General features: G+C 40.7%; 2 protein-coding genes. Both read left to right on the top strand.

The window, feature by feature from the left end; translation table 11 throughout:
- Positions 1–405 (top strand): acyl-CoA dehydrogenase family protein (locus AC1DUW_RS28430; RefSeq protein WP_477644132.1); only part of this gene is annotated, 405 nt, incomplete at its 5' end.
- A gap of 35 nt (positions 406–440) precedes the next feature.
- Positions 441–1,531 (top strand): aldehyde dehydrogenase family protein (locus AC1DUW_RS28425; RefSeq protein WP_477644131.1); only part of this gene is annotated, 1,091 nt, incomplete at its 3' end.

Here is a 1,531-nt window from a genome sequence, read left to right as displayed (position 1 = left end):
GTGGTAGAGATGGCTGCAGAGTATGCAAAAATTCGGGAACAGTTTGGTCAGCCTATCGGAAGATTTCAAGCCATTAAACATAGAATAGTAGATATGAAAATGGATCTTGAGACAGCTCGGTCCTTAGCTTATTACGCAAACTGGGCTTTGGAAAGTAATGCAGAAGATCGTGTTCAGGCTATTTCTTGCGCTCGATTATTTGCAACTGACGCATTTACCCGTATTTCTTCCGATAATATTCAGATTCATGGCGGCATTGGATTTACAGAAGAAATTGATTGCCATCTTTTTGTCAAGCGTGCTAGGTTCTATGAAAATTATTTAGGCAGTACAGAGCATTATTATAATCAAGCGGCTACAGCATTAGGTTGGTCTAACAAAGATGAAGCTATTATTTCTGTTTAAAAGGCTTACTTATTTTGAAAGGGCGGAGATTTTCATTGAAAACTGCAAATGAAATAAGAGAGTTTCATAATATCATTAATGGAAACCTGATTTCTTCTTCTTCGGGAACCCGATTAGAGAGTATTGATCCTTCAACAGGAAAGGTCTGGGCTACATTTCCTTGTAGCACCAGCCAAGATGCTGAATCGGCAGTAGAAGCAGCTCGAGCAGCTTTTGAGGAGTGGTCGTCTCGACCGGCTATGGAGCGTGCTGCTTTTTTAAGACAAATAGGTGACTTAATCATTCAACATGGTGAAGAGTTAGCTGAACTAGAAACAAGAGATAATGGATGGGTAATTAAAGAAACGAGCTATGGTCTAATCCCTAGTTTAGCAAGTCTTTGGTATGATGCAGCAGGAGCAACGGCTGTTGGAAGTAAGGGGAAAACTGTTCAATTGGGTCCAACAAGCGTTGGATATACATTGAGGGAACCATTAGGGGTCGTAGTAGGCGTTCTTCCATGGAACTCCCCACTTTTTACTTTTTCTATTAAAGCAGCTTATGCGCTTGCTGCTGGAAATACGGTGATTATTAAACCATCAGAAATGGCATCTATTGCTTCATTGCGATATGGTGAACTAATTAATAAGATCATTCCACCTGGAATTCTAAATGTTGTATCAGGAAATGGAGGGGAAGTAGGAGATACATTAGTCAGTCATCCTGGAGTAAACAAGATTAGTCTAACTGGATCTGGAGGAACGGCTAGGGCGATTGCGCAATCAATAGCTCGGAAACCAAAGCCGATGATTTTAGAACTGGGTGGGAAGTCACCAAACATAGTCTTTGCAGATGCTGATCTTGATAAAGCTGCACAAGGAGTTACAATTTATGGAATCTTCAGTGGTAACGCAGGTCAACTCTGTGTAGGTGGATCACGGATTCTTATTCAAAGGCCGATTTTTGATGAGATGATTATCAAAATGAAAGAAGTAATAGCTCAGCAAATTCAACTAGGAGATCCAATGAATCTAAAAAGCTCAATGGGACCAATTGCTAACTCCTCACAATATGACAAGGTATGCTCGTATATTGAATTAGGAAAAAAAGAGGGGGGAGAAGTTATCATAGGCGGTCGTCATGGGGG

This window comes from Peribacillus sp. P4_C12 (genome assembly GCF_056402095.1).
This window is presented reverse-complemented; position numbering and strand designations above follow the sequence as displayed.